Below are 234 nucleotides of genomic sequence, written 5' to 3' on the forward strand. Positions count from 1 at the left end.
TGCCGGCTGTGGCCGTCAGCGTGAAAGACCTGCTGCCGGTGGATGAAGCCTTCGGGCTGAGCGCGCCGGCGCGCGACCGCGACCGTCTCGAGGTGAGCTGGAAGATCGCGCCGGGCTACTCCCTCTACCGCCACCGCACCACGGTCAAGAGCGACGCCGGCTTCAGTGCCGAGGCGCCGCAGATGCCGGCCGGCAAGAAGCACCACGATGACTTCTTCGGCGAAGTGGAAACCT

General features: G+C 67.9%; 1 protein-coding gene. It reads left to right on the forward strand.

Annotated features, from left to right (window positions below):
• Positions 1-234 (forward strand): protein-disulfide reductase DsbD domain-containing protein (locus ACQG3P_RS24175; RefSeq protein WP_426806464.1); only part of this gene is annotated, 234 nt, incomplete at both ends.

Source organism: Stenotrophomonas sp. SrG (assembly GCF_050031795.1).
GTDB classification, from domain to species: domain Bacteria; phylum Pseudomonadota; class Gammaproteobacteria; order Xanthomonadales; family Xanthomonadaceae; genus Stenotrophomonas; species Stenotrophomonas rhizophila_A.